At 64.3% G+C, this 18,768-nt stretch carries 18 protein-coding genes; all 18 read right to left on the reverse strand.

The genetic code is table 11. The annotated features are described in order from the left end of the window. Nucleotides 1-182 precede the first annotated feature (182 nt). A complete protein-coding gene (nirJ2, locus tag ACMNI9_RS01100; protein WP_114567217.1) occupies nt 183-1,196 on the reverse strand; it encodes a putative heme d1 biosynthesis radical SAM protein NirJ2 in 1,014 nt (337 codons plus the stop codon). Between the two features lie 150 nt (nt 1,197-1,346). Next, the gene (locus tag ACMNI9_RS01105; protein ID WP_114567216.1) at nt 1,347-2,111 is read right to left on the reverse strand and encodes a MerR family transcriptional regulator; all 765 of its coding nucleotides are present in this window, start codon (nt 2,109-2,111) and stop codon (nt 1,347-1,349) included. A 329-nt stretch (nt 2,112-2,440) separates the two neighbouring features. Continuing rightward, entirely contained in the window at nt 2,441-3,253 is an 813-nt protein-coding gene (locus ACMNI9_RS01110; RefSeq protein ID WP_114567215.1) for a DivIVA domain-containing protein, read from the reverse strand. Between the two features lie 53 nt (nt 3,254-3,306). Continuing rightward, a complete protein-coding gene (locus tag ACMNI9_RS01115; RefSeq protein ID WP_114567214.1) occupies nt 3,307-3,567 on the reverse strand; it encodes a YggT family protein in 261 nt (86 codons plus the stop codon). Beyond that, nucleotides 3,561-4,412, reverse strand: a complete 852-nt coding sequence (gene proC / locus ACMNI9_RS01120; RefSeq protein ID WP_114567213.1) for a pyrroline-5-carboxylate reductase — start codon at nt 4,410-4,412, stop codon at nt 3,561-3,563. The genes ACMNI9_RS01115 and proC overlap by 7 nt, the downstream gene beginning before the upstream one ends. Further along, on the reverse strand, nt 4,412-5,359 hold the full coding sequence (gene sepF / locus ACMNI9_RS01125) for a cell division protein SepF (RefSeq protein ID WP_114567212.1): 948 nt from the start codon (nt 5,357-5,359) through the stop codon (nt 4,412-4,414). The genes proC and sepF overlap by 1 nt, the downstream gene beginning before the upstream one ends. Nucleotides 5,360-5,432: 73 nt before the next feature. Then, nucleotides 5,433-6,134, reverse strand: a complete 702-nt coding sequence (locus ACMNI9_RS01130) for a YggS family pyridoxal phosphate-dependent enzyme (protein ID WP_114567211.1) — start codon at nt 6,132-6,134, stop codon at nt 5,433-5,435. A 2-nt stretch (nt 6,135-6,136) separates the two neighbouring features. Then, the gene (locus ACMNI9_RS01135; protein WP_114567210.1) at nt 6,137-6,985 is read right to left on the reverse strand and encodes a polyphenol oxidase family protein; all 849 of its coding nucleotides are present in this window, start codon (nt 6,983-6,985) and stop codon (nt 6,137-6,139) included. A 13-nt stretch (nt 6,986-6,998) separates the two neighbouring features. Then, nucleotides 6,999-8,123, reverse strand: coding sequence for a cell division protein FtsZ (gene ftsZ / locus ACMNI9_RS01140; RefSeq protein WP_114567209.1), 1,125 nt, complete (start codon nt 8,121-8,123; stop codon nt 6,999-7,001). Between the two features lie 172 nt (nt 8,124-8,295). Then, complete coding sequence (locus ACMNI9_RS01145; protein WP_114567208.1) at nt 8,296-9,345, reverse strand: cell division protein FtsQ/DivIB; 1,050 nt, start codon at nt 9,343-9,345, stop codon at nt 8,296-8,298. Continuing rightward, nucleotides 9,299-10,225 carry a UDP-N-acetylmuramate dehydrogenase gene (gene murB / locus ACMNI9_RS01150; protein ID WP_114567207.1) on the reverse strand — a complete coding sequence of 309 codons (927 nt, stop codon included), beginning with the start codon at nt 10,223-10,225 and terminating at the stop codon, nt 9,299-9,301. Before murB ends, ACMNI9_RS01145 begins: the two co-directional genes overlap by 47 nt. Nucleotides 10,226-10,232: 7 nt before the next feature. Next, entirely contained in the window at nt 10,233-11,675 is a 1,443-nt protein-coding gene (gene murC, locus ACMNI9_RS01155; protein ID WP_418830433.1) for a UDP-N-acetylmuramate--L-alanine ligase, read from the reverse strand. A gap of 48 nt (nt 11,676-11,723) precedes the next feature. Beyond that, a complete protein-coding gene (gene murG / locus ACMNI9_RS01160; RefSeq protein WP_418830436.1) occupies nt 11,724-12,842 on the reverse strand; it encodes an undecaprenyldiphospho-muramoylpentapeptide beta-N-acetylglucosaminyltransferase in 1,119 nt (372 codons plus the stop codon). A 4-nt stretch (nt 12,843-12,846) separates the two neighbouring features. Further along, nucleotides 12,847-14,127 carry an FtsW/RodA/SpoVE family cell cycle protein gene (locus ACMNI9_RS01165; RefSeq protein WP_418830439.1) on the reverse strand — a complete coding sequence of 427 codons (1,281 nt, stop codon included), beginning with the start codon at nt 14,125-14,127 and terminating at the stop codon, nt 12,847-12,849. Nucleotides 14,128-14,137: 10 nt separating this feature from the next. After that, nucleotides 14,138-15,619: a UDP-N-acetylmuramoyl-L-alanine--D-glutamate ligase gene (murD, locus tag ACMNI9_RS01170; RefSeq protein ID WP_418830441.1), complete on the reverse strand. Its 1,482-nt coding sequence runs from the start codon at nt 15,617-15,619 to the stop codon at nt 14,138-14,140. A 15-nt stretch (nt 15,620-15,634) separates the two neighbouring features. Beyond that, nucleotides 15,635-16,681: a phospho-N-acetylmuramoyl-pentapeptide-transferase gene (mraY, locus tag ACMNI9_RS01175; protein WP_114567202.1), complete on the reverse strand. Its 1,047-nt coding sequence runs from the start codon at nt 16,679-16,681 to the stop codon at nt 15,635-15,637. Nucleotide 16,682: 1 nt separating this feature from the next. Next, complete coding sequence (locus ACMNI9_RS01180; protein ID WP_418830445.1) at nt 16,683-18,167, reverse strand: UDP-N-acetylmuramoyl-tripeptide--D-alanyl-D-alanine ligase; 1,485 nt, start codon at nt 18,165-18,167, stop codon at nt 16,683-16,685. 3 nt (nt 18,168-18,170) lie between these two features. Continuing rightward, the coding region (locus ACMNI9_RS01185; protein ID WP_418830447.1) for a Mur ligase family protein at nt 18,171-18,768 on the reverse strand (598 nt) is incomplete at its 5' end.

Here is an 18,768-nt window from a genome sequence, read left to right on the forward strand (position 1 = left end):
TTCCGGAGCGGTTTCGCCGGATTCGGCGGGAGCCGAGCTTGCGCATCCGGCAAGCAGCATCGATGCAGCCAAAACCGCCGCAGCTGCGCACGCCATCGCGCGCTGAGAAAATGTGCCTTGGATCATAGAACAGTCCTTTCATCGAATGACCTGGTCAAATACTTATACAAAACCAACAAGCTCTACGCCGGCTGGCACATTGGATCATCCAGCTGAAGCCCGTGCGCGCAATAGTCGTCTTGCGCCAGAATGTCCCCGTCGTGATAGTACGCCGCACGCGCCCGGCATCCGCCGCAGCCCTGCGCGTAGTCGCAGGTGCCGCATGCGCCGGAATATGCCTGGGTCCGCAGCTGCTCGAACACGGGGCTCGTCCTCCAGATCTCGTCGAAGGGCGTCTGCCGCACATCGCCGGCTTCCTCGGTCATGTACGCGCAGGGTCGCACGATGCCCTCGCTGCCGATCACGCAGTAGGTCAGCCCCGCCAGGCATCCGCGCTCGAAGCGCGTGTCCACTCCAAGCTGCTTCGCCACGCGCGTGAACTGCGGCGCGCACGTAGGCTTCACGTCGATGGGAACTTCGGCGGCTTTCGTCATGATGTCTTTGAGCAGGCGCTCGTTCTCAAGCACGTGCAAGCTGGTCTCCTGAATGAACTTCCCGCGCCCGACGGGGATGAGGAAGAACACGTAATGGGCGATGGCGCCTGCCTGCACGGCGAAATCGGTGATGTCGCACACCTCGTCACGGTTCCAGTCGACCACGGTCGTGTGCAGCTGAAACGGCAACCCTACGCTCTTGCATGCCTCGATGCCGCCCATCGTCAGATCGTAGGCATGCTCCAGCCCGCGAAACTTGTCATGTTTGGCAGCGTCCAAACTGTCCACGCTGATCCCCATGGCGCAAGCGCCCGCGTCTTTGAGGCGCTGGGCCACTTCGGGCGTGATAAGCGTGCCGTTCGAGCCGAACACGGGCCGCAAGCCAAGCGAAGCCGCATGCGACACCAGCTGATAGATATCCGGGCGCATGAGCGGCTCGCCGCCCGAGAAGATCATGATCTTGAATCCGGCGCGTGCGATCTGCTCGATCATGGCGAAGGCTTCCTCGGTCGAAAGCTCCCGATCGGTTGCCTCCTCGGCATCCTGGTAACAGTGCACGCACTTGAGATTGCACTTGTTCGTCGTCATCCACGACACGATCATGGGCGGTTCCTTTCAAGTCCAGGGTATGCAAAGCCAGGGGCGGCGCACGCCGTCCTTCAGCTTGGAACACGGGTAAAATCCGCGACGTTCAGGAACGGGTCGGAGATGGAGGAGAGACGTCTCCGCTCCTGAACGTCGCGCTCGGCACGGCTACTCGACCGGCCCGGAATAGTTTTGATACGCGGCCACCACAGCCTCAAGGTGGTCGAACACGGCCTGGCGCAACTCGTCGAACGAGCCGTCTCCATGAGCATGCGGGGCCATGTTCTCCATAAGGATGAAGTTCGCTTCCGCATGGGCGGCGTCCTGCGAATCCTCGAGCTCCAGGTACCGCCGCGCAAGATCCTGGTTCCGCGGGCTGGTCAAGGACTCGCGCGCGGGCATCTGGCGAATGGTGTCGGCAATCAATTCGTGCCACTTCGACACGGACTCGCCGCGAGCGATCCGCTCCTCGGCTTCCTGCGGCGGCGCGTCGTCGCGGATGCAGGTGAGCCTCCAGAAAAAGCGGCTTTCGTCCTGACAGCGCTCGACCGCCTCGGCCATGCGCGCCCAGTCGACGTCTTGCGCGCTCTGCGCTTCATCATGCAGCGCACGAAGCGTGGTCATGCGCTTGAACAGGGAAAGGAACTGCTCTTCGATAGCATCCATCTGCGCATCCGCAAGATCCTGCACCGCGGCGGCCTGCTGGTAAAGAGCTGCGTCGGATTTGATCTGAGTGAGCGACAAGCCCAGGTACTTCAAGGTCAGAATACGATACAGGTCTTTCACGTTGGCGTCGGTGTACAGGCGCTGGTTTTGAGGCCCCTTCGCAGAAGGCGACAGCAAGCCTTGCTGATCGTAGTACTGGATAGTGCGCACCGTCACCCCGACGCGCCGCGCCAGCTCTCCTACAGTCAGGTAGTTCGGATCGGTCATGGATGCTCCTTTGCGGCAGCTCGCTAGGCTGCCACGTACTCGTCCTGGCAAACACGCCCCCGCGCGTTCACGTGTCCGAGCATAGGCGATGACGTAGCGTCATCGTCAACGGTTTTCAAAAGATGGCAACAAATACCGGGAAAATCCCTGGGAATAGACTGAAAACCAACGTAAACGGCACCAAGGAACGGCAAAAGCCCCCGCGCATCCGAATCCGTCGCGCAATCCCTGCCCATGCACGTACGCACGAACGGGGGTCTGCGGCAACGAAACGGAGCGCGGGGGCTTCGCAACGTCAAGCAGGTTCACCGGCTCGAGGCCGGCAAGAACTAGTCCAGATCTTCGAACTCGAAAGCGTCGTCGGCGTCGCCGAAGCCCGAAAGGTCCTTCTCTGCGCCCGACGGCCTGGGAGTTGCCGGAGCAACCACCGCGCCCGTCGTCGGCTGAGGAGCGGTGTAGGCGCCCGCACCGTCGCGGTTGATGGGAGCCTGCGCCGGAGACGTCACGCGACCCGTAGACGCCGCTTCGGCAGGTGCGGACACGCGCGCATGAGCGCTTGCGGGCAGCGCGATGCCGCCGGTAGGCAGCGAGCCGCCGATTTCGGCCAGCTTGCGCGTTGCGTCGCTGATGAAGTCCGTAAGCAGCTCCTGGTACTCCTCGCGAGAATCCTCGCGATCGTCCTCGAGCTTCTTGATGGCGTCGAGAACCTTCTGCTTCTCGTTCTCGGCTTTGTCGATGATGCGCTGCGCCTCTTCTTCGGCATCCTTGATGGTGGCCGCAGACTGGGCGTTCGCGTTGGCGATAATCTCGTCGGCAGAGCGCTGCGCGATGATGAGCGCCTGAGCGATGGCGTTGTCATCAGCCTTCTTCGCCTCAAGCTGGCGCTCCAGGTCGGCGATGCGCTCGTCCTTTTCGGCAAGCAGGCTGTCGTCGACGACCGGCATCTCAACCGTGCGAGCCGGCGTGTCGAACCCGTCGAACTTGCGGTCATCCAGCTGGTTTTCAAGCTGAATGATCTGGGCGTTCATGCCATCGATCTCGTCGGCAACGTGCTCGAGGAACACGTCCACTTCATCGACGTCGTATCCCTTGCGGTCGATCGAGAAGCTCTGGTTGTGGATCTCAGCCGAGGTGATAGCCATCTGTTATTCCCTTCATCCAGTACGCACACTGCAAGCAGGCACGATTGTACGCGTTAGAACAAGCCAATCAGTAAACGTACTCCTAATTGTAATACAAGCAGGGCAATGATGGGAGTAACGTCCACTATACCTCCAAGCGGGGGAATCAGCTTCCTGAACAGGTTGAGGTACGGATCGCACAGCTTTGCGAGCACGTTGTTGATGTCGGCCAGGATACCGCGATCGGTAGGAAGCCAGGACATCATCACGTACACGAACAGCACCATGCTGTAAACGTCGGCGATGGAAATGATCAGGTACTTCAAACTCAACATGCAGAAAGCTCCTTCGATCGGCGGACGGCGGCGTCAACGCCGGCATCGAACACGTGCGAGAACCCGGCCTCGTCCATAGCGGCGAGCGCCGCCAACGTGGTGCCTCCGGGACTGCACACGGCAACGCGCGTGGTGGCGGGGTCCTGCCCCGTCTCCTTCATGAGCGAAGCCGTTCCGTACACGGTTTGCAGCGCAAGCGCTTCGGCAAGCTGAGGATCGAGCCCCTGCCTCGCGCCAGCGTCGCGCAGCGCTTCTATCATAGCGGCCACGTACGCCGGACCGGAGCCGCTCACGGCACCTGCGGCGTCCATGGCTTCCTCGTCGACGACGTACGCTTCGCCCAAGCAGGCGAACAGACCGTGCACCAGCTCCACATCGGCCGAAGACGCCTGCGAGCCCGCGGCAACCGTGGTCGCGCCGGCACCCACCAAAAGCGGCGTGTTCGGCATGACGCGCACCAGTCGCGCGCCCGCCGGCAGGGCGGCTTCCAAGCGCTCGGTCGAAAGCCCTGCGGCAATGGACACGAACAAAGGGCCCTCGACCCCGCCCGCAAACGAAGGCTGGCTGGCAATTCCCTCCAGCACATCCATCATAACCTGCGGCTTAACGGCTAAAAGCACAAGATCGACGTCACCCTCCACCGCGCTCGCATCCGCCACGCAGGCAACGCGATAGCGCTCGGACAAATAGTCGCGGCGCTCTTGGCCGGGATCGGCAACCACGAAAACGGATGCGTCGAACGCATCGGCGGGCGCAGAGGAACCGGCTATCCAGCCGCCCATGATGGCCTCGCCCATCTTTCCGCCGCCGATGACGGCGATGCGGGAAACGCTCGCGCGCGCCATTACAGCACGCCCTGATTGCGCAACGCGGCCTTCTCGGCTTCGCTGAGAGCGGCACCGCGCGTGATGACGAACACCTTGTCGGCAATGCAGTCGACGCTTGCGTCAAGCGCGCACGACACGCCGAACGCGAAATCGAGAATGCGCTTCGACAGATGATCGGGCGTGTTACGCAAAGCGATGACCACCGCGTCGCCTTCCTTGAGGGCCTTCGCGACGCGCTCCGCCTCACCGTAGCTGGCAGGCTTGAGCAACGTGATGGCGCGCGCAGGAGCAGCCGCGACAACAGGCGCGGGAGCGGTTACGCCAGCGCCGGGATTGGCGACAGCCGTCGCCACGGTGGCGTTCGACCTTGCGCCCGCGGCTGCGGGCGCGGCGTCCAAGACCGGATCGGGAGCCGTAGACGTGAACAGCGAGTTCAAGCTTTCGGAGCGCTCGCGGTTCTGAGCGGCTGCGGCGCGCGCGTTCGGCGTGTTGGCCGGAGCGGAAGTTGCCGCGTCGACCATCGTGCGATCGCTGCGGTACGAAGCCGCCGACGAAATCGAGCTCACGCGGCGCTGCGGCAGCGGATCCCGGTTGAGACTTTCGGGAACCTGGGTGTGCGCACGCACGTCGTCGATGGAGACGAGCTTCGGCGGGGTGAACCCTGCGCTGCGCGCCGACGCGCGACTCGACGAGCGCGCCGGACGCGTGGTAACCGGCGCGTACGGATCGTACTTGGATGCCGGCGCGTCACCGCCCAGGCTTGCATCCTCGCGATAATCGGGGCCGTACTCGCCGTAGTCCCCGGCGTAATCGCCGTCGAAGTCGTCTTGGAAGCTCCGATCATCGTAGCCGCGGTCGTAATAACCGTCGTCGTACTCTTGGTTCGCATCGGCAAAGCCGAGCTTCGATTTGATCCCGTCGAGCATCCCGCCGCCCCCGGACTTCTTCATCTTTGGCAACTCCATACCGTTCACCTGCTTCGTTTCATTTCCGACGGTCGCGCCGCCGCTGCAAACTGTTTCGGTTCGCGTCGCGCTCTCACGCGTGCGTTGCTTCGAATTCCTCGTCGAACAGGGCTCGACCGATGCGCACTATGGTAGCGCCTGCAAGAACGGCCTCGTGCCAATCCTCGCTCATACCCATAGAAAGTTCATCGAAAACCGCTGCTCGCTGCGCATCGAGAGTACCGCGCACCTCGTCGCGCAAACGCGCAAGATCCTCGAAGCACGCGCGCGCCGCGTCAAGATCTCCCTGCGGAGCCATCGTCATGAGCCCCCGCACGCGCACATGCGGGAAATCCGCGCACCGCGCGAGCATGGGGACAACCTCGTTGGGCGCAAGGCCGCTTTTGCTGGCCTCGCCCGACACGTTGACCTCCAAGAGCACGTCCTGCACCTTCCCCGCCTCGGCTGCGGCAGCGTCGAACTTAGCCAGATGCCGCTCTTGATGCAGCGAATGGACAAGCGATGCATGCGCCACGATGTCGCCGATCCTGCGCGACTGGATGTTCCCTATGAAATGCCAGGTAGCGTTCGGGAAAGCTTCGGCCTTCTCCATAAGCATGTCCGGCCGATTCTCGCCGAAATCGCAGGCCCCGGCCTTGAGCGCGGCAGCCACTTCGGCCACGCCCACCGTTTTGGAGACAGCCACCAAGCGAACCTCGCGAGGGTCGCGCCCGGCGTCCCGGCAGCTTGCCGCAAGATCGGCCAGCGTACGTTCGTAGCGTTCTTTGAAGCCCATGCCTACCTTGCCTTCCTATACGCGATCGCACCGTGCCGGCCGCACACGCCGCCTGACGCGCGATACGAGAAATACTCCTCATGCGAGCACTGGGTGCATACGCCCGCATCCACGATGCGATGCGGGGAAACGCCCACCTCTTCCAAGCCGACGGAAAGGGCCTTCACCAGGCTGACATGACCGTTGTCCGCGATGCAGCCGCTTCCGAATCGAGCAGCGAACCGATCGCGCACGTCCGTGCCGGTTTCAAAGCAGCATGTGCGAATATGAGGGCCTACGTACACGTTGTACTCGCTCGAAGCGCCTGCTCCCAAACGAGGGCGATCAAGCTGCGCCAGCGTTTCCGCAGCTTTCGCAGCCACGCCGTTCATCACGCCGCGCCACCCCGCATGCACCACGGCGAAACGCCCCGTAGGAGACACGATCACGACGGGCACGCAATCGGCGAAGCACAGCAGCGCCGCAACGCCGCGAGCCCCGACTACCAGCGCATCGGCTCCCTTTTGGGCCTGCGTGCAAGCCTCGTCGACAAGCGGTGCGGATGCATCCTCGATGCATACCAGCGTATCGCCGTGCACCTGGTTCGCCATGACGAGCCGGGCATCCGAAGCGCCAAGAGCTTCAAGCAGGATGCTGCGGTTCTCCTGCACGGAAGAAAGATCGTCCTCCACGTGGGAACCTAGATTCAGCGATGCGTACGGGCCCTTGCTCACGCCGCCCTCGCGGCCCGTGAAAGCAACGCGCACGCCGATGTTCTCATACAGCCTGTCGTCGGTAAGCGCAGGAAGACAACGCGCGCCGAAACGGCGCGCGTTCAAAAGCGGACTGGGCAGCTGCTCGGTCGCAACCATTCGGCGGCCGCTCTTAATGCTGGCGCTTCAGGAAGTCGGGAATGTAGTCCTCGTCGGCGAAACGACCGGATGCGTTCGTGCGCGAGGAGTACGACGACATCGGGACCGACTGGGGAGCAGGCTCCGGAGCGGACGTCGATGCGAACAGGTCCTTACGCGAGAAGTCCATGGCGGACTGCTGCGCAGAGCCCATCTTGAAACCCGTAGCGATAACGGTGATGCGCACCTGGTCCTGCATGGTCTCGTCGATGATCTGGCCGTAGATGATGTTGGCGTTCTCGTCCGCGCACGCCTCGACCGTACGAGCAGCCTCGTCAACCTCGGTCAGCGTAAGGTCGGGACCACCCGCGATAGAGAACAAAACGCGCGACGCGCCGGCGATGGATGCCTCGAGCAGATTCGAGTTCGTAGCCTGCTGAGCGGCGTCGAGAGCGCGGTTCTCGCCCGAAGACAGGCCGATGCCCATCATGGCCGTGCCCGCGTCCTTCATGACGGTGCGGATGTCCGCGAAGTCCAGGTTGATAAGGCCCGGAATGGTGATCAGGTCGGTTACGCCCTGGATGCCCTGGCGCAACGTATCGTCAGCGATGCGGAACGCATCGAGCATGCTGGTCTTCTTGTCGACGATCTCGAGAAGGCGATCGTTCGGGATCACGATGAGGGTGTCGACCTTCTGGGACAGCAGGTCGATGCCCTGCTCAGCCTGGTTGCGACGCGTGCGTCCCTCGAACGAGAACGGCTTGGTGACGATACCTACCGTCAGCGCGCCGATTTCCTCGCGTGCGATTTCAGCGATGATAGGCGCAGCGCCCGTACCCGTGCCGCCGCCTTCGCCAGCCGTAACGAACACCATGTCCGCCTCGGCGAGCGCTTCGCGGATCTCCGCACGGCTTTCCTCGGCCGCCTGGCACCCCACCTCGGGGTTCGCACCGGCGCCCAAACCGCGCGTCAGCTCTTCGCCGATGTGGATCGTCTTGTCGGCATCCGACATGAGCAGCGCCTGGCGATCGGTGTTGACGGCGATGAATTCGACGCCGCGCACGCCCGCTTCGACCATGCGGTTCACGGCATTCGTGCCGCCGCCGCCGACGCCGACGACCTTGATGACCGCCAAATGATCACCCAAATTGTTTGGCATTGTTTCCTCCACACCTGCTGCGTTTTCAAATGCTGCGATTCTGTTCCGTGGGAACCGTTCACGTGCGGTTATTGTACACGATGATCAACCATTTGCAAATTACGCTGCGGTAATGATAACCGCACGTCCACATATAGTTCGGCGAGCGTAACGTCTCGCCGTCCCGTCGTACTTACGAAGCGCGCCAGGTTGGGCGATCAACGGTGCGCACGTTGATGTAGGCAACGCCGTCCGGATGCTGCTTCATGATTTCCAGACAGACTCTCTCCTTTTCACGGATGTTGTCCGCGGTTCCAAAGACGATGTCCGGACCGTCTTTGATGGTGAGCGTGGTCGACTCCCGTTCCGTAGCCTTGACGGCGGTCACGCGACCGGCAAGCTCGGTTGTCATTCCCGAAACGATGTCGAGCGCGTTGTTCACGTTGGCATCGGTGCAGTACGCCCCCACCTCCGGCTTGGTTCCGTACGGCACGTCGGTGATGCGCAGCACGGAATCGGCGTCCTCGTACACCTTCGAGCTGGTCTTCTTGCCGGCTTCCGAATCCCTGTCGGGAATGGGCATGAGCCACATGCCGTCCGACGCGATGGCCCACGGCTGCGTCTTCTCGGCGTTTTGCGTAGGCACCTCCACCACGGCTTCGATGGTGCGCTCGGTCACCGCCAGCTCCAAGGTGTCGGGGAAAATGCGATTCACCGACACGTCCTGCACCCAGGAGTTCTTCAGCAGGTTGTCCCTGATCTTGGAGGCGTCCACGCGCAAAAGCGTGGTGCCCGCCGGAACTCCAGCCATGTTCTGCATGTCCTCGGCGGTCAGGTGCTCGACGCCCTTCACCGATACGCTTTCGATGGTGAACAGGCTGGAATAGTAGACGCCTACTCCACCTATGACGAGCGCGCCCACGAACGCGGCCGCAATGCCGATGCGAACCAGATGGCGGCGATACGTGCGCTGCGTGCGCGCAGAGCGCTGCGCACGATCCAAGTCGCCCACGCGCACGGACGTGAGCGGCGGCTGGTTCTGACCGGATCGGCGATTGGGCATCTGGCCGCCGGGCATAGCGCGATAAGCCCCGCCGTACGACGAGGAACGACCGCCCGGACGGTTCGCCGCGCCGCGGGAAGGCGCAGCGGGCCGCGCGCTTGCGCCCGCCGAGCGCCGCGGGCGCGAAGACGCCTTACGAGAACCCGAGGAAGCGGACTTCCGGTTGTAATTCGATGCCATACGTTTCGTACACCTTATATCTAGCCAGCTCGATCAGATCCATCACGTCGCGCGCAGTCGCGGTGCCCTTGTTCACGATGAAATTCGCATGAACTTCGGACACCTGGGCTCCGCCGATCGTGCAGCCCTTCAAACCGACCGCCTCGATAAGGCGGCCAGCGGAATCCCCTTCGGGGTTGCGAAACACGCTGCCGCATGAAGGAAGCGACAGAGGCTGCGTCTTCTTGCGCCGCGTATGCGACGCCTCCATCTTACCTCGTAAGTAGAACGGGTCGGCCGGTTCTACGGAAAGTTCGCATTCCACGATCACCTCGTCGGGAGCGAACGAGCTGGAGCGATACCCCCAGGAAATCTCGTCCCCTGCGCGCCGCATCAGGCCTTTTCGAGCATCGAGCGTGGTCACCGAAACCACGCGCGATCCAATCCACTCGTCGCGGGATCCCGCGTTCATGCGCAACGCGCCGCCCACGGTTCCCGGCGTGCCCACCGCGAATTCCAACCCGGCGAGCGAACGGCGAAACGCCTCCTGCACCACCGACGACAGCGGCACCCCGGCCCCTACGCAGAAACGCTTCGCGTCCTCGTCGAAGCGACACGTGCGGAAATCGCGGCCCAGCGTCACCACCACGCCCGGATAGCCCTCGTCGGAAACCAGCAGGTTGCTTCCGCGCCCGACGGCAACCCAGGGGACGCCGGACGCCTCGCACACCTCGACAAGATGCTTGAGCGCGCCTACGGACGCCACCTGCACGTAAAAGCGAGCCGGCCCTCCGATGCGGTACATGGTATGGCGAGCCATAGGCTCTGCCGGGTACACGTCGCCGTCGAACGCGTCGTCGACGAGCAGCGCCTCGAGCGGAGAGGTATGGCGAGCGGTCATCGAGGCATCACGCCCGCGAGGCCTGGCCGGAAGCCGCTGCAGACGGATCAACGCCCCGCTCAAGCGCATCGACCAGCTGCGGCCCGATAGCCGTCACGTCGCCCGCGCCCATGGTGATGAGCAGGTCGCCCGCGCCCAGCTTGGACAGCAGGTAGGGAACCACCTCGATGCGGCGGGGAACGTACGCCGCCTCCGGATGACCGACGTGGTCGAGCACGACGTTCAAGAACGTCTTGCCGGACACGCCGGGGACGGGAGCCTCGCCCGCCGGATACACGTCCATGAACGTCACGGCGTCGGCAGCGTCGAACGCGGCCGCGAACTCGTCTTTAAGCACCTCGGTGAACAGCGGCGCACGCGAGTAGCGATGCGGCTGGAACAGCACGTGCACGTGCGAGAATCCCAAGCGCGAGGCAGCTTCGATCGTGGCAGCGATCTCGGTGGGATGGTGCGCGTAGTCGTCCACGACGGTCACGCCGGCCACCTCCCCTATCAGGTCGAAGCGTCGCTTGACGCCCGCAAACCCGCTCAGCGCGTCGGCCGCAGCCTGCGCATCGTAGCCGAGCGCCCACAAAAGCGCCACCACGCCGGCGGCGTTCAGCACGTTGTGCCGACCGGGATTCTGCTTGACATGCGCGCGAACCTGCTGGCCGTCGGGCAGGGAAAGCACGAAGTCGCTGCCCACGCCATGAGGCTCGTAGGACGTGATGCGCGCGTCGCACCCCTCGGCGAAGCCGTACACGACCAGCTTGCGGTCGGCTTGCTGCGCCAGCTGCACCAAAGCCTCGTCTTCGCCGCATGCGACGACCACGCCTTCGTCGGCGGGCACCGATGCGATGAAGGCGGCGAACTTCTCGTAGATCTCGTCAAGATCGCGATAGTGGTCCAGGTGATCGGCCTCGATGTTGGTCACGAGGACGGCCTTCGGGGACAGGTGCCTGAAGGACTTGTCGGACTCGTCGGCCTCGACCACGTAATGACGACCCGCACCCGAATGGGCGTTGGTGCCGTACGCGCGCACGATGCCGCCGATGAGGAACGTGGGGTCCTCGCCCATTCCGTCCAGCACGCTGGCGAGCATGGACGAGGTCGTGGTCTTGCCGTGCGTGCCGGCCACGGCAAGCGTCTCCAGGCCCACGCCCAGGTGGGCGAGCATCTGGGCACGATGCCAGATGGTCAGTCCGCGCTCTTTGGCGGCGATCAGCTCGGGGTTGTTGTCCAAGATGGCGGTCGATACGACGACCACGGGATCCCCCGCGGGAATATTGGACGCATCATGGCCGACGTGCACCGTGATGCCGGCGTCTTTGAGCTGCTTGGTGTAGCGGCTTTCCTTGATGTCCGAGCCGCTCACCTGCATCCCCTGGTCAAACGCGACGCGCGCGATGCCGCTCATGCCGACCCCGCCCACGCCGATGAAGTGAACCTGTTCGATGCACGTTGTTTCCATCTTTCGTCCTTCGATTGCCTCTCGTCTTTCGCGAACCGCCATTGTACCCTACCGAGCGTCTTTTGAGCCTCGACTCGACGCAGCCTGCATGACCGCGTCCGCCAAAAGGGCGGCGGCGTCTTTCGTCTTCTGCGCCCGCGCCGCGCAGGCCATGCGCTCGCGCACGTCGGCATCTTCGACGAGCGTGCGCAGCAAGCGCTCGAATTCGGGGCCTTCCACGTCGGCGTCGGCCACCATGAACGCAGCGCCGGCGTCAACGCACGCGCGCGCGTTCATGGTCTGGTGGTCTTCGGTGGCGTACGGGAACGGAACCAGCAAAGCAGGCAGGGCGCGCGCCGATATCTCGGCGAGCGACGTGGCGCCCGCACGCGAGACGATGGCGTCGGCCGCCGCCATGGCCAAGCCCATCTGGTCAGTGTAGCCGTACAGGTGCCAGCGGCGAGCCTCGGCTTCGCTGAGGGAAAGCGCGTCCGTCACCGCGTCAAGCTCCTTCGGGCCGGTGACGTGCACCACGTGCAGATCCTCGTAGGAAAGCAGCGCGTCTTTGAGCGCCGTCACCGCTTGGTTCAGATGGCGCGCGCCCAGGCTGCCGCCGGTAACCAGCAGCATGCGCGCATCGTCGGGCACGCCGAAGGCAGCGCGCCCCTCGGCGCGGGTCGCCCCGAACACGCTTGAGCGCACAGGGTTGCCCGTCACCTTGACCCGGCTCTTGTCCGAAAGCGCCTCGGCCGCGCGCTCGTAGGTCAGGCACACGGCGGCAGCGCGCTTCGCAAGGTACTTGTTCGCCATGCCCATAACCGAATTCTGCTCGTGCACCACCACGGAGATGTCGCGCTGCTCGGCGGCGCGCGCCACCGGAATGCACACGTACCCGCCGAAGCCCACCACGGCGTCAGGCTGGATCTCGTCGAACCACCGTTTGGCCTCACCGGTGCTCTTCTGTATCTTCATGACGGCTTTCGGCAGCGTCAGCGGATGGCTTCGATCGAAACCCTGCGCTTCGAACGCTTTGAACTCGATGCCCGCAGCGGGCACCAGGCGCGACTCGACGCCTGTCGGAGTACCGGCGAAGCGCACGGTGCATCCGCGCTTCTCCAGCTCTTCGGCCAGCGCAAGCGCGGGGTTGATATGGCCGGCCGTTCCGCCGCCGGATAAAACGATAAGCATGACGCTACCTCCTGCCACGTCGAGACAACGATCTTGACCCGCGCCCCTCGCCCCTGCCGTCCAAGCTGGGCTCGGCGGCGCGCACCACGCGCAGATCGGCACGTCGGCGATCGTACACCGTGGGGCCGTTCGCGCTTTGGGACACCGACAAAATGATCCCGACCATGATCAACATGGCCACCAGCGACGATCCGCCCGACGACACGAAGGGCAGCGGCTTTCCCACCACGGGAAAGCACCCGATGACCATGGCTATGTTGAGAAACGCTTGGAACGCAATCATGATGGTGCAACCGCCGGCAACCATGGTGCCGAAGTTGTCGGAAGCCGATCCCGCTATGCGCATGCCCGCGTACAGCAGCAGCAAGAACAGCGCCACCACCACGAGCGCGCCCACCAGGCCCAGCTCCTCGCCAATGATGGCGAAGATGAAGTCGGTGTCGGCCTGGGTAAGGTACAGGTACTTCTCATGGGAGTTGCCCAAGCCCTGCCCGAACAAGCCGCCGCCCGACAGGGCGTAAAGCGAGTGGATCAGCTGGTACCCCGTATCGAAGCCTCCCTGCCCGTCGTTCCACGGATTCAGGAACACCATGAGGCGATCACGGCGGTACGACGATCCGAAGATGCCGATCAAGCCCAGCGCGACCACCACGCCCACCACGATGAGCATGGTCCGAAGCGGAACCTCCCCCAGCCACATGACGGCCAGAATGCCCACCACGCAGATCATGGCGGTTCCCAGGTCGGATTGCGGGCCCAAGATCATGAGCACCGGAGCCACCACCAGCAAACCGACCAGGCACAAAAACGCGCTTGTGGTGTACTGCCCCTCGCGGAAGTCGGCGAACAGGCGCGCCGCCACCAAGATCAGCGCGATCTTGGCGAACTCGGACGCCTGCAAGCTGAAGCCGCCGATGCTGAGCCAGCGGCGAGCGCCCCATTCCTCGTCGCCCACGCCCGCCACCGCCGTGGCCACGAGCAGCAGAAACGCCAAGGCCCACAGCGCCCACACCACGTTGCTGCGCCATAGCGATACGGGCACGAACTTCCATATCACCACTGCCAAGACCACGCCGACGACGGCGAACTTGATCTGGTTGATGGTTTCGGCCATCGAGTTCCCGGCTCCGTCCGCGCCCGTTTTGGCCAAGGTGATGACCGCCGACGTGGAGTAGATCATCACGAACCCGATGAGCATGAGGGCGAGAACCGTCAGAAGCAGGATGATCTGCGGACCCATGATGTGAGCGGGAGCGTCCCGCCTGTCGCTTCGCGTGCGCGCCATAGCCGACCCGCTACGCGCCCAGCGCCGCTGCGCGAGCGGCTACCAGGCTTTTGAATGCGCGGCCGCGCTCCTCGAACGAGCCGAACTCGTCGAACGACGCGCACGCCGGAGACAGCAGCACCACGTCGCCCGCGCGCGCGACGGCAAGCGCTTCGTCCAACGCAGCCTCCAGGCCGCCTGCGCGCAACAGCTCAAAACCAGCAGGGGCTTCAGGCGACGCGGCCGCGAAAGCGTCGGCGAACCGAGCGCCCGCCGCGCCGAAGCACACCGCCGCGCGCGCATGCTCGTGCGCGGCGGCAACCAGAGGAGCCAGGTCGGTGCCCTTGTCGTCGCCACCCAGAAGAACGATCGGGCGCGCCTCGGGAAACGCCGCCAACGCCTTGAGCGTGGCGTCGACGTTCGTAGCCTTGGAATCGTTGTAGCACGCCGCGCCGCGCACGCTTCCGCACGGCTCGACGCGATGCTCAAGCGGCGCGAACGTGCGCAAGCCCGCGGCCACGCTCGCCTCGTCCGCGCCCAACGCGAGCGCCGCCGCCGCTGCGGCAAGCGCGTTCGAAACGTTGTGCTCGCCTTTGATGAGCAGGGATTCGGCGGGAACCAGGGCGCGGTCATGCTGGCCTTCGGCCACGTGCAGCCACCCATCAGGTCCCAAAAACGCCGCGTTCTCGCTTCCGCATGCGGCGCGCATGTCGCCGCGCACGCCCGCGCTCGTGCCCAGCGGCACGTACGAGAACCCGCGCTGCGCAGGCTCCAACGCGCGCAGGCGGCGCACCTCGGCCCGGACGACGTCGTTCACGGCATCCAGCACGGCAACCGATTCCGGAACGGCGGCAAGGTTCGAGAGGATCTTCAGCTTTGCATCGCGGTACGCCTCCAAGGAGCCGTGCCAATGCAGGTGGTCGGGCGTGATGTTGAGCAGCACGGCCACCTGCGGCGCGAACCGGACGGTGGACGCAAGCTGGTACGACGAGACTTCGGCCACGTACACGTCGGTGTCGCCACCCGCCACGGCCTCCAAGCATGTATCGCCTATGTTGCCGACGGCCTTCGCGTTCATGCCGGCGGCGCGAAGCAGGTGCGCGACAAGAGCCGTGACCGTGGTCTTGCCGTTCGTGCCCGTAATGGCCACCCAACGGCTGTCGGCTGCGCTCTCGCGCCAAGCGAACTCCACCTCGCCGATGATCTCGGCGCTGCACTGCGCGGCGCTGCGGTACAGCAAAGACCCCTCGGGAATGCCGGGGCTGGCGATGCAAAGATCGAACGCGCCCTCGATGCGATCGAGGTCGAACAGCACTGCGGCGCCCGCCGAAGCAAGCGAAGCCGCAGCGTCCTCGGCGCTCGCCGTGCGCGCGCCCGCCGCCACGGTCAGGCTTTCGACGCGCTCGCCCGCGGCAACCAGATAATCGGCTACCGCGCGCCCGCTTTTGCCAAGCCCCAAAACGAGCACGCGCCCCAAGTTCTCCGGCGCGCGCTTGCAATGCGATCTGTACACGCGATCCTCCATAGACTACGCCACCGCCATGAGCGTTTCGGCGAAGTACAGGGAGAAGCCCGTTGCAGCCAGAACGCCGGAGATGATCCAGAATCGCACGACCACCTTCGTTTCGCTCCAGCCCTTCTTCTCGAAATGGTGGTGCAACGGAGCCATCAAGAAGATGCGCTTCTTCGTTTTCTTGTAGTACAGCACCTGGATCATGACCGACAGCGCCTCGGCCACGAACAGGCCGCCGATGATGAGCACGATGAACTCGGACTTGGTGAGAACCGCAAGGCACCCAAGCGACATGCCCAGAGCGAGCGAACCCGTGTCGCCCATGAAGATGTCGGCCGGGAAGGAGTTGAACCACAGAAAGCCGATGCACGCGCCCGCAAGCGCCGCACCGAAGATGGCGGGCTCGAGCATGTCGGAGCGGTACGCGATGGCCGCCATGACGATCATGACGATCATGACCGTTCCCGCCGCCAGGCCGTCCAACCCGTCGGTGAGGTTCACCGCGTTGCACAGGCCCACCAGCAGGATGTCCACGAACGCCAGGTACAGCCAAGGGATGGCGATACCGTCCCCAACGGGCACGACCGTGGTCAGAACGCCCAGGTCGAACGTGTAGACGAACGGGATCTCAACCGTGGGGGCAACGTGCAGCCAGTTCACCGCAACCAGGCAGAACACCGTAGCGATAAGGAACTGGCCCACCAGCTTGGCCTTCGGGGTCAAGCCCAGGGAACGCTCCTTGACCACCTTCGACGCGTCGTCGATAAGCCCCAACGCGCCGGTCAGAACGGTAGCGCTCACAAGCGCGAACGTTTCGGCCGTGGGCTTGCCCACCAGCAGAGCAACCGCCACAACGGCCACTAGCATGATGACGCCGCCCATGGTAGGCGTGCCCTGCTTGACCAGATGGCTTTCAGGCCCGTCCGCACGCACCTGCTGCCCGATATGGCTCGACTTCAAAAGCTTGATCCATGCCGGCATCAGCACGATGGTGAACGCAATGGCCAGCACGATGGCCAAGAACACGAGAAACGTCGGGTATTGAGCGAAAATAGTGAACATATTAATTAACCAGTCCTTTGACTACGCGTTCGAGACCCATGAAGTGAGATGCCTTCACCAGCACGGCATCGCCGGGCTCTACGCAATCGTCCAAACAATCCAAAACCTCAGACAACGCCGCCGCGCGCACGATGCGCCCGGGCTCCATGCCGAACTCTTCTGCAGCATCGGCTATGACCTGCGCCAATTCGCCCACGCACACCAGTCGATCAAGGGGCAGATCCGCAGCCAGGCGCCCGATGCCGGCATGGCATGCCAACGCGTAGTCGCCCAGCTCTCCCATGTCTCCCAGCACGGCGATGCGCTTTCCGGAAACGTTCAGCGAGCAGAACGTCGACAACGACGCTCGCATGGAATCCGGATTCGCGTTGTACGCGTCGTTCACCACGGTGAAGCCGCCGCGCGCCTCGAGCACTTCCTGCCGTCCCGCCTCGGGCTCGGCCTTGGCAAGCGCGCCCGCAACATCGTGCAGGCTCATGCCGAACGAACGCCCCACCGCCGCGGCGACGCAGGCGTTGGACACGTTGTGCAGCCCGCGCAGGTTGAGCGAGCACGCGACCGCCTCGTGCGCGCCGTCCTCGGCGAAACCGCACGCGTGCAGCATGAAACAAGGGCGACCTTGGTCGTCAAGCTCGATCTGCTCGGCCCACACGGACGCGTTCGCGCGATCCTGCTCGGAGAAAGCCGCGCGACGGTCGGCCGCCTGCAACGATCCGTCGAACAGCACCGTGTCCACCCGGCGTTTGTCAAGGCATGCGTGATCGCGCACGTACGAGGCGAAGTCGTCGTCGGCGTTCACGAACGCGCGGCCCGTGCCCTCGGGCAGGGCGCACAGCAGCTCGGCTTTGGCGCGCGCGATGTTCTGGCGGCTTCCCAGCAGCTCGATGTGGCTTTCGCCCACGTTCACCACGATGCCCCAATCAGGGCGCACGAAATCGCACAGGTCGGCAAGCTGGCCCAAGCCGCGCATGCCCATCTCCACGACCACGGCCTGGGTTTCCGGCTGGGCGTTCAGCAGGGTCTTGGGAACTCCCAGCTCGTTGTTCTGATTGCCGGCGGTCGCCACCACCGTGTGGGACGCGGCGAGCACGTCGCGCACCAGGTTCTTGGTCGTGGTCTTGCCCGTAGAGCCGGTCAGCGCGATAATGCGGCCCTTCAGGTGGCCGCGCCACTCGCGCGCTAGGTCGGTCACGGCATGCGCGGTGTCCGGCACCTCGATCACGGCAGCGCCCAGCTCGCGCGCGAGCATCTGCACGGACGGATCGATCGGCTGCATCACGAGCGCGCACACAGCTCCTGCGCGCAAGGCCGCGGCCACGAAATCATGGCCGTCCACACGCTCGCCCGGCAAAGCCAGGTACACGTCGCCCGGCTTCACGTCACGGGAATCCCACGTCAAGCCCGTAGCGATAACGCACGCATCAAGCGGCTCTACCGAAAAGGAGCCGCCCGTGCAGGCGGCTATCTGTTTGAGGTTCAAGCGCATGCGCTACTCCTGCGATCCAGAGCCAGGGCCAAAGGCGCGTTCCAGTTCTTCGGCGGCTACCACGCGGTCGTCGAACGAAAGCACCTGATCGCCCACCAGCTGGTAGTCCTCGTGTCCCTTGCCCGCCACCAGCACCGAATCGCCGGGCTTCGCAATTTGCAGCGCGCGAGCGATGGCCGCGCGGCGGTCGGGTTCCACGTCGAAGCGATCCAGGCCCGCGCCCATGCCGCTTACGATGTCCTCGATGATGGCGTTGGGGTCTTCCGTGCGCGGGTTGTCCGAAGTCACTACAGCGAAATCGGCCGCAAGAGCCGCGCGTCCCATGATGGGCCGCTTGCTGGCGTCGCGATCGCCGCCGCAGCCGAACACGCAGATGGTGCGGCCCGGCGTGAGCGCCATGATGGATCCGAGCGCCTTTTCCAGCGCATCGGGCGTGTGGGCGTAATCCACGAACACCGATACGTTGCCGGTATGCTCCGCATCCACGCGCTCCAGGCGGCCGGGAATCTGCGGGGCCTCTTCAAGGGCCTCCACGATCACGTCAGCTGAGAATCCCAGCTGAAGCCCAATGCCGAACGCGCACATGACGTTTTCCACGTTG

Source organism: Paraeggerthella sp. (assembly GCF_048427265.1).
In the GTDB taxonomy this organism is placed as follows: domain Bacteria; phylum Actinomycetota; class Coriobacteriia; order Coriobacteriales; family Eggerthellaceae; genus Paraeggerthella; species Paraeggerthella hominis.

Excerpts from the sequence above, each read along its gene's own strand:
- ACMNI9_RS01115 (WP_114567214.1), bottom strand. The coding sequence starts at position 3,567 with ATGTTGAGTTTGAAGTACCTGATCATTTCCATCGCCGACGTTTACAGC.
- ACMNI9_RS01110 (WP_114567215.1), bottom strand. The coding sequence starts at position 3,253 with ATGGCTATCACCTCGGCTGAGATCCACAACCAGAGCTTCTCGATCGAC.
- ACMNI9_RS01180 (WP_418830445.1), bottom strand. The coding sequence starts at position 18,167 with ATGCGCTTGAACCTCAAACAGATAGCCGCCTGCACGGGCGGCTCCTTT.
- mraY (WP_114567202.1), bottom strand. The coding sequence starts at position 16,681 with ATGTTCACTATTTTCGCTCAATACCCGACGTTTCTCGTGTTCTTGGCC.
- proC (WP_114567213.1), bottom strand. The coding sequence starts at position 4,412 with ATGGCGCGCGCGAGCGTTTCCCGCATCGCCGTCATCGGCGGCGGAAAG.
- murG (WP_418830436.1), bottom strand. The coding sequence starts at position 12,842 with ATGCTTATCGTTTTATCCGGCGGCGGAACGGCCGGCCATATCAACCCC.
- nirJ2 (WP_114567217.1), bottom strand. The coding sequence starts at position 1,196 with ATGATCGTGTCGTGGATGACGACGAACAAGTGCAATCTCAAGTGCGTG.
- ACMNI9_RS01145 (WP_114567208.1), bottom strand. The coding sequence starts at position 9,345 with ATGGCATCGAATTACAACCGGAAGTCCGCTTCCTCGGGTTCTCGTAAG.
- ACMNI9_RS01135 (WP_114567210.1), bottom strand. The coding sequence starts at position 6,985 with ATGGTTGCGACCGAGCAGCTGCCCAGTCCGCTTTTGAACGCGCGCCGT.
- murC (WP_418830433.1), bottom strand. The coding sequence starts at position 11,675 with ATGGAAACAACGTGCATCGAACAGGTTCACTTCATCGGCGTGGGCGGG.
- ftsZ (WP_114567209.1), bottom strand. The coding sequence starts at position 8,123 with ATGCCAAACAATTTGGGTGATCATTTGGCGGTCATCAAGGTCGTCGGC.
- ACMNI9_RS01105 (WP_114567216.1), bottom strand. The coding sequence starts at position 2,111 with ATGACCGATCCGAACTACCTGACTGTAGGAGAGCTGGCGCGGCGCGTC.
- sepF (WP_114567212.1), bottom strand. The coding sequence starts at position 5,359 with ATGGAGTTGCCAAAGATGAAGAAGTCCGGGGGCGGCGGGATGCTCGAC.
- ACMNI9_RS01130 (WP_114567211.1), bottom strand. The coding sequence starts at position 6,134 with ATGGGCTTCAAAGAACGCTACGAACGTACGCTGGCCGATCTTGCGGCA.
- ACMNI9_RS01165 (WP_418830439.1), bottom strand. The coding sequence starts at position 14,127 with ATGGCGCGCACGCGAAGCGACAGGCGGGACGCTCCCGCTCACATCATG.
- murB (WP_114567207.1), bottom strand. The coding sequence starts at position 10,225 with ATGACCGCTCGCCATACCTCTCCGCTCGAGGCGCTGCTCGTCGACGAC.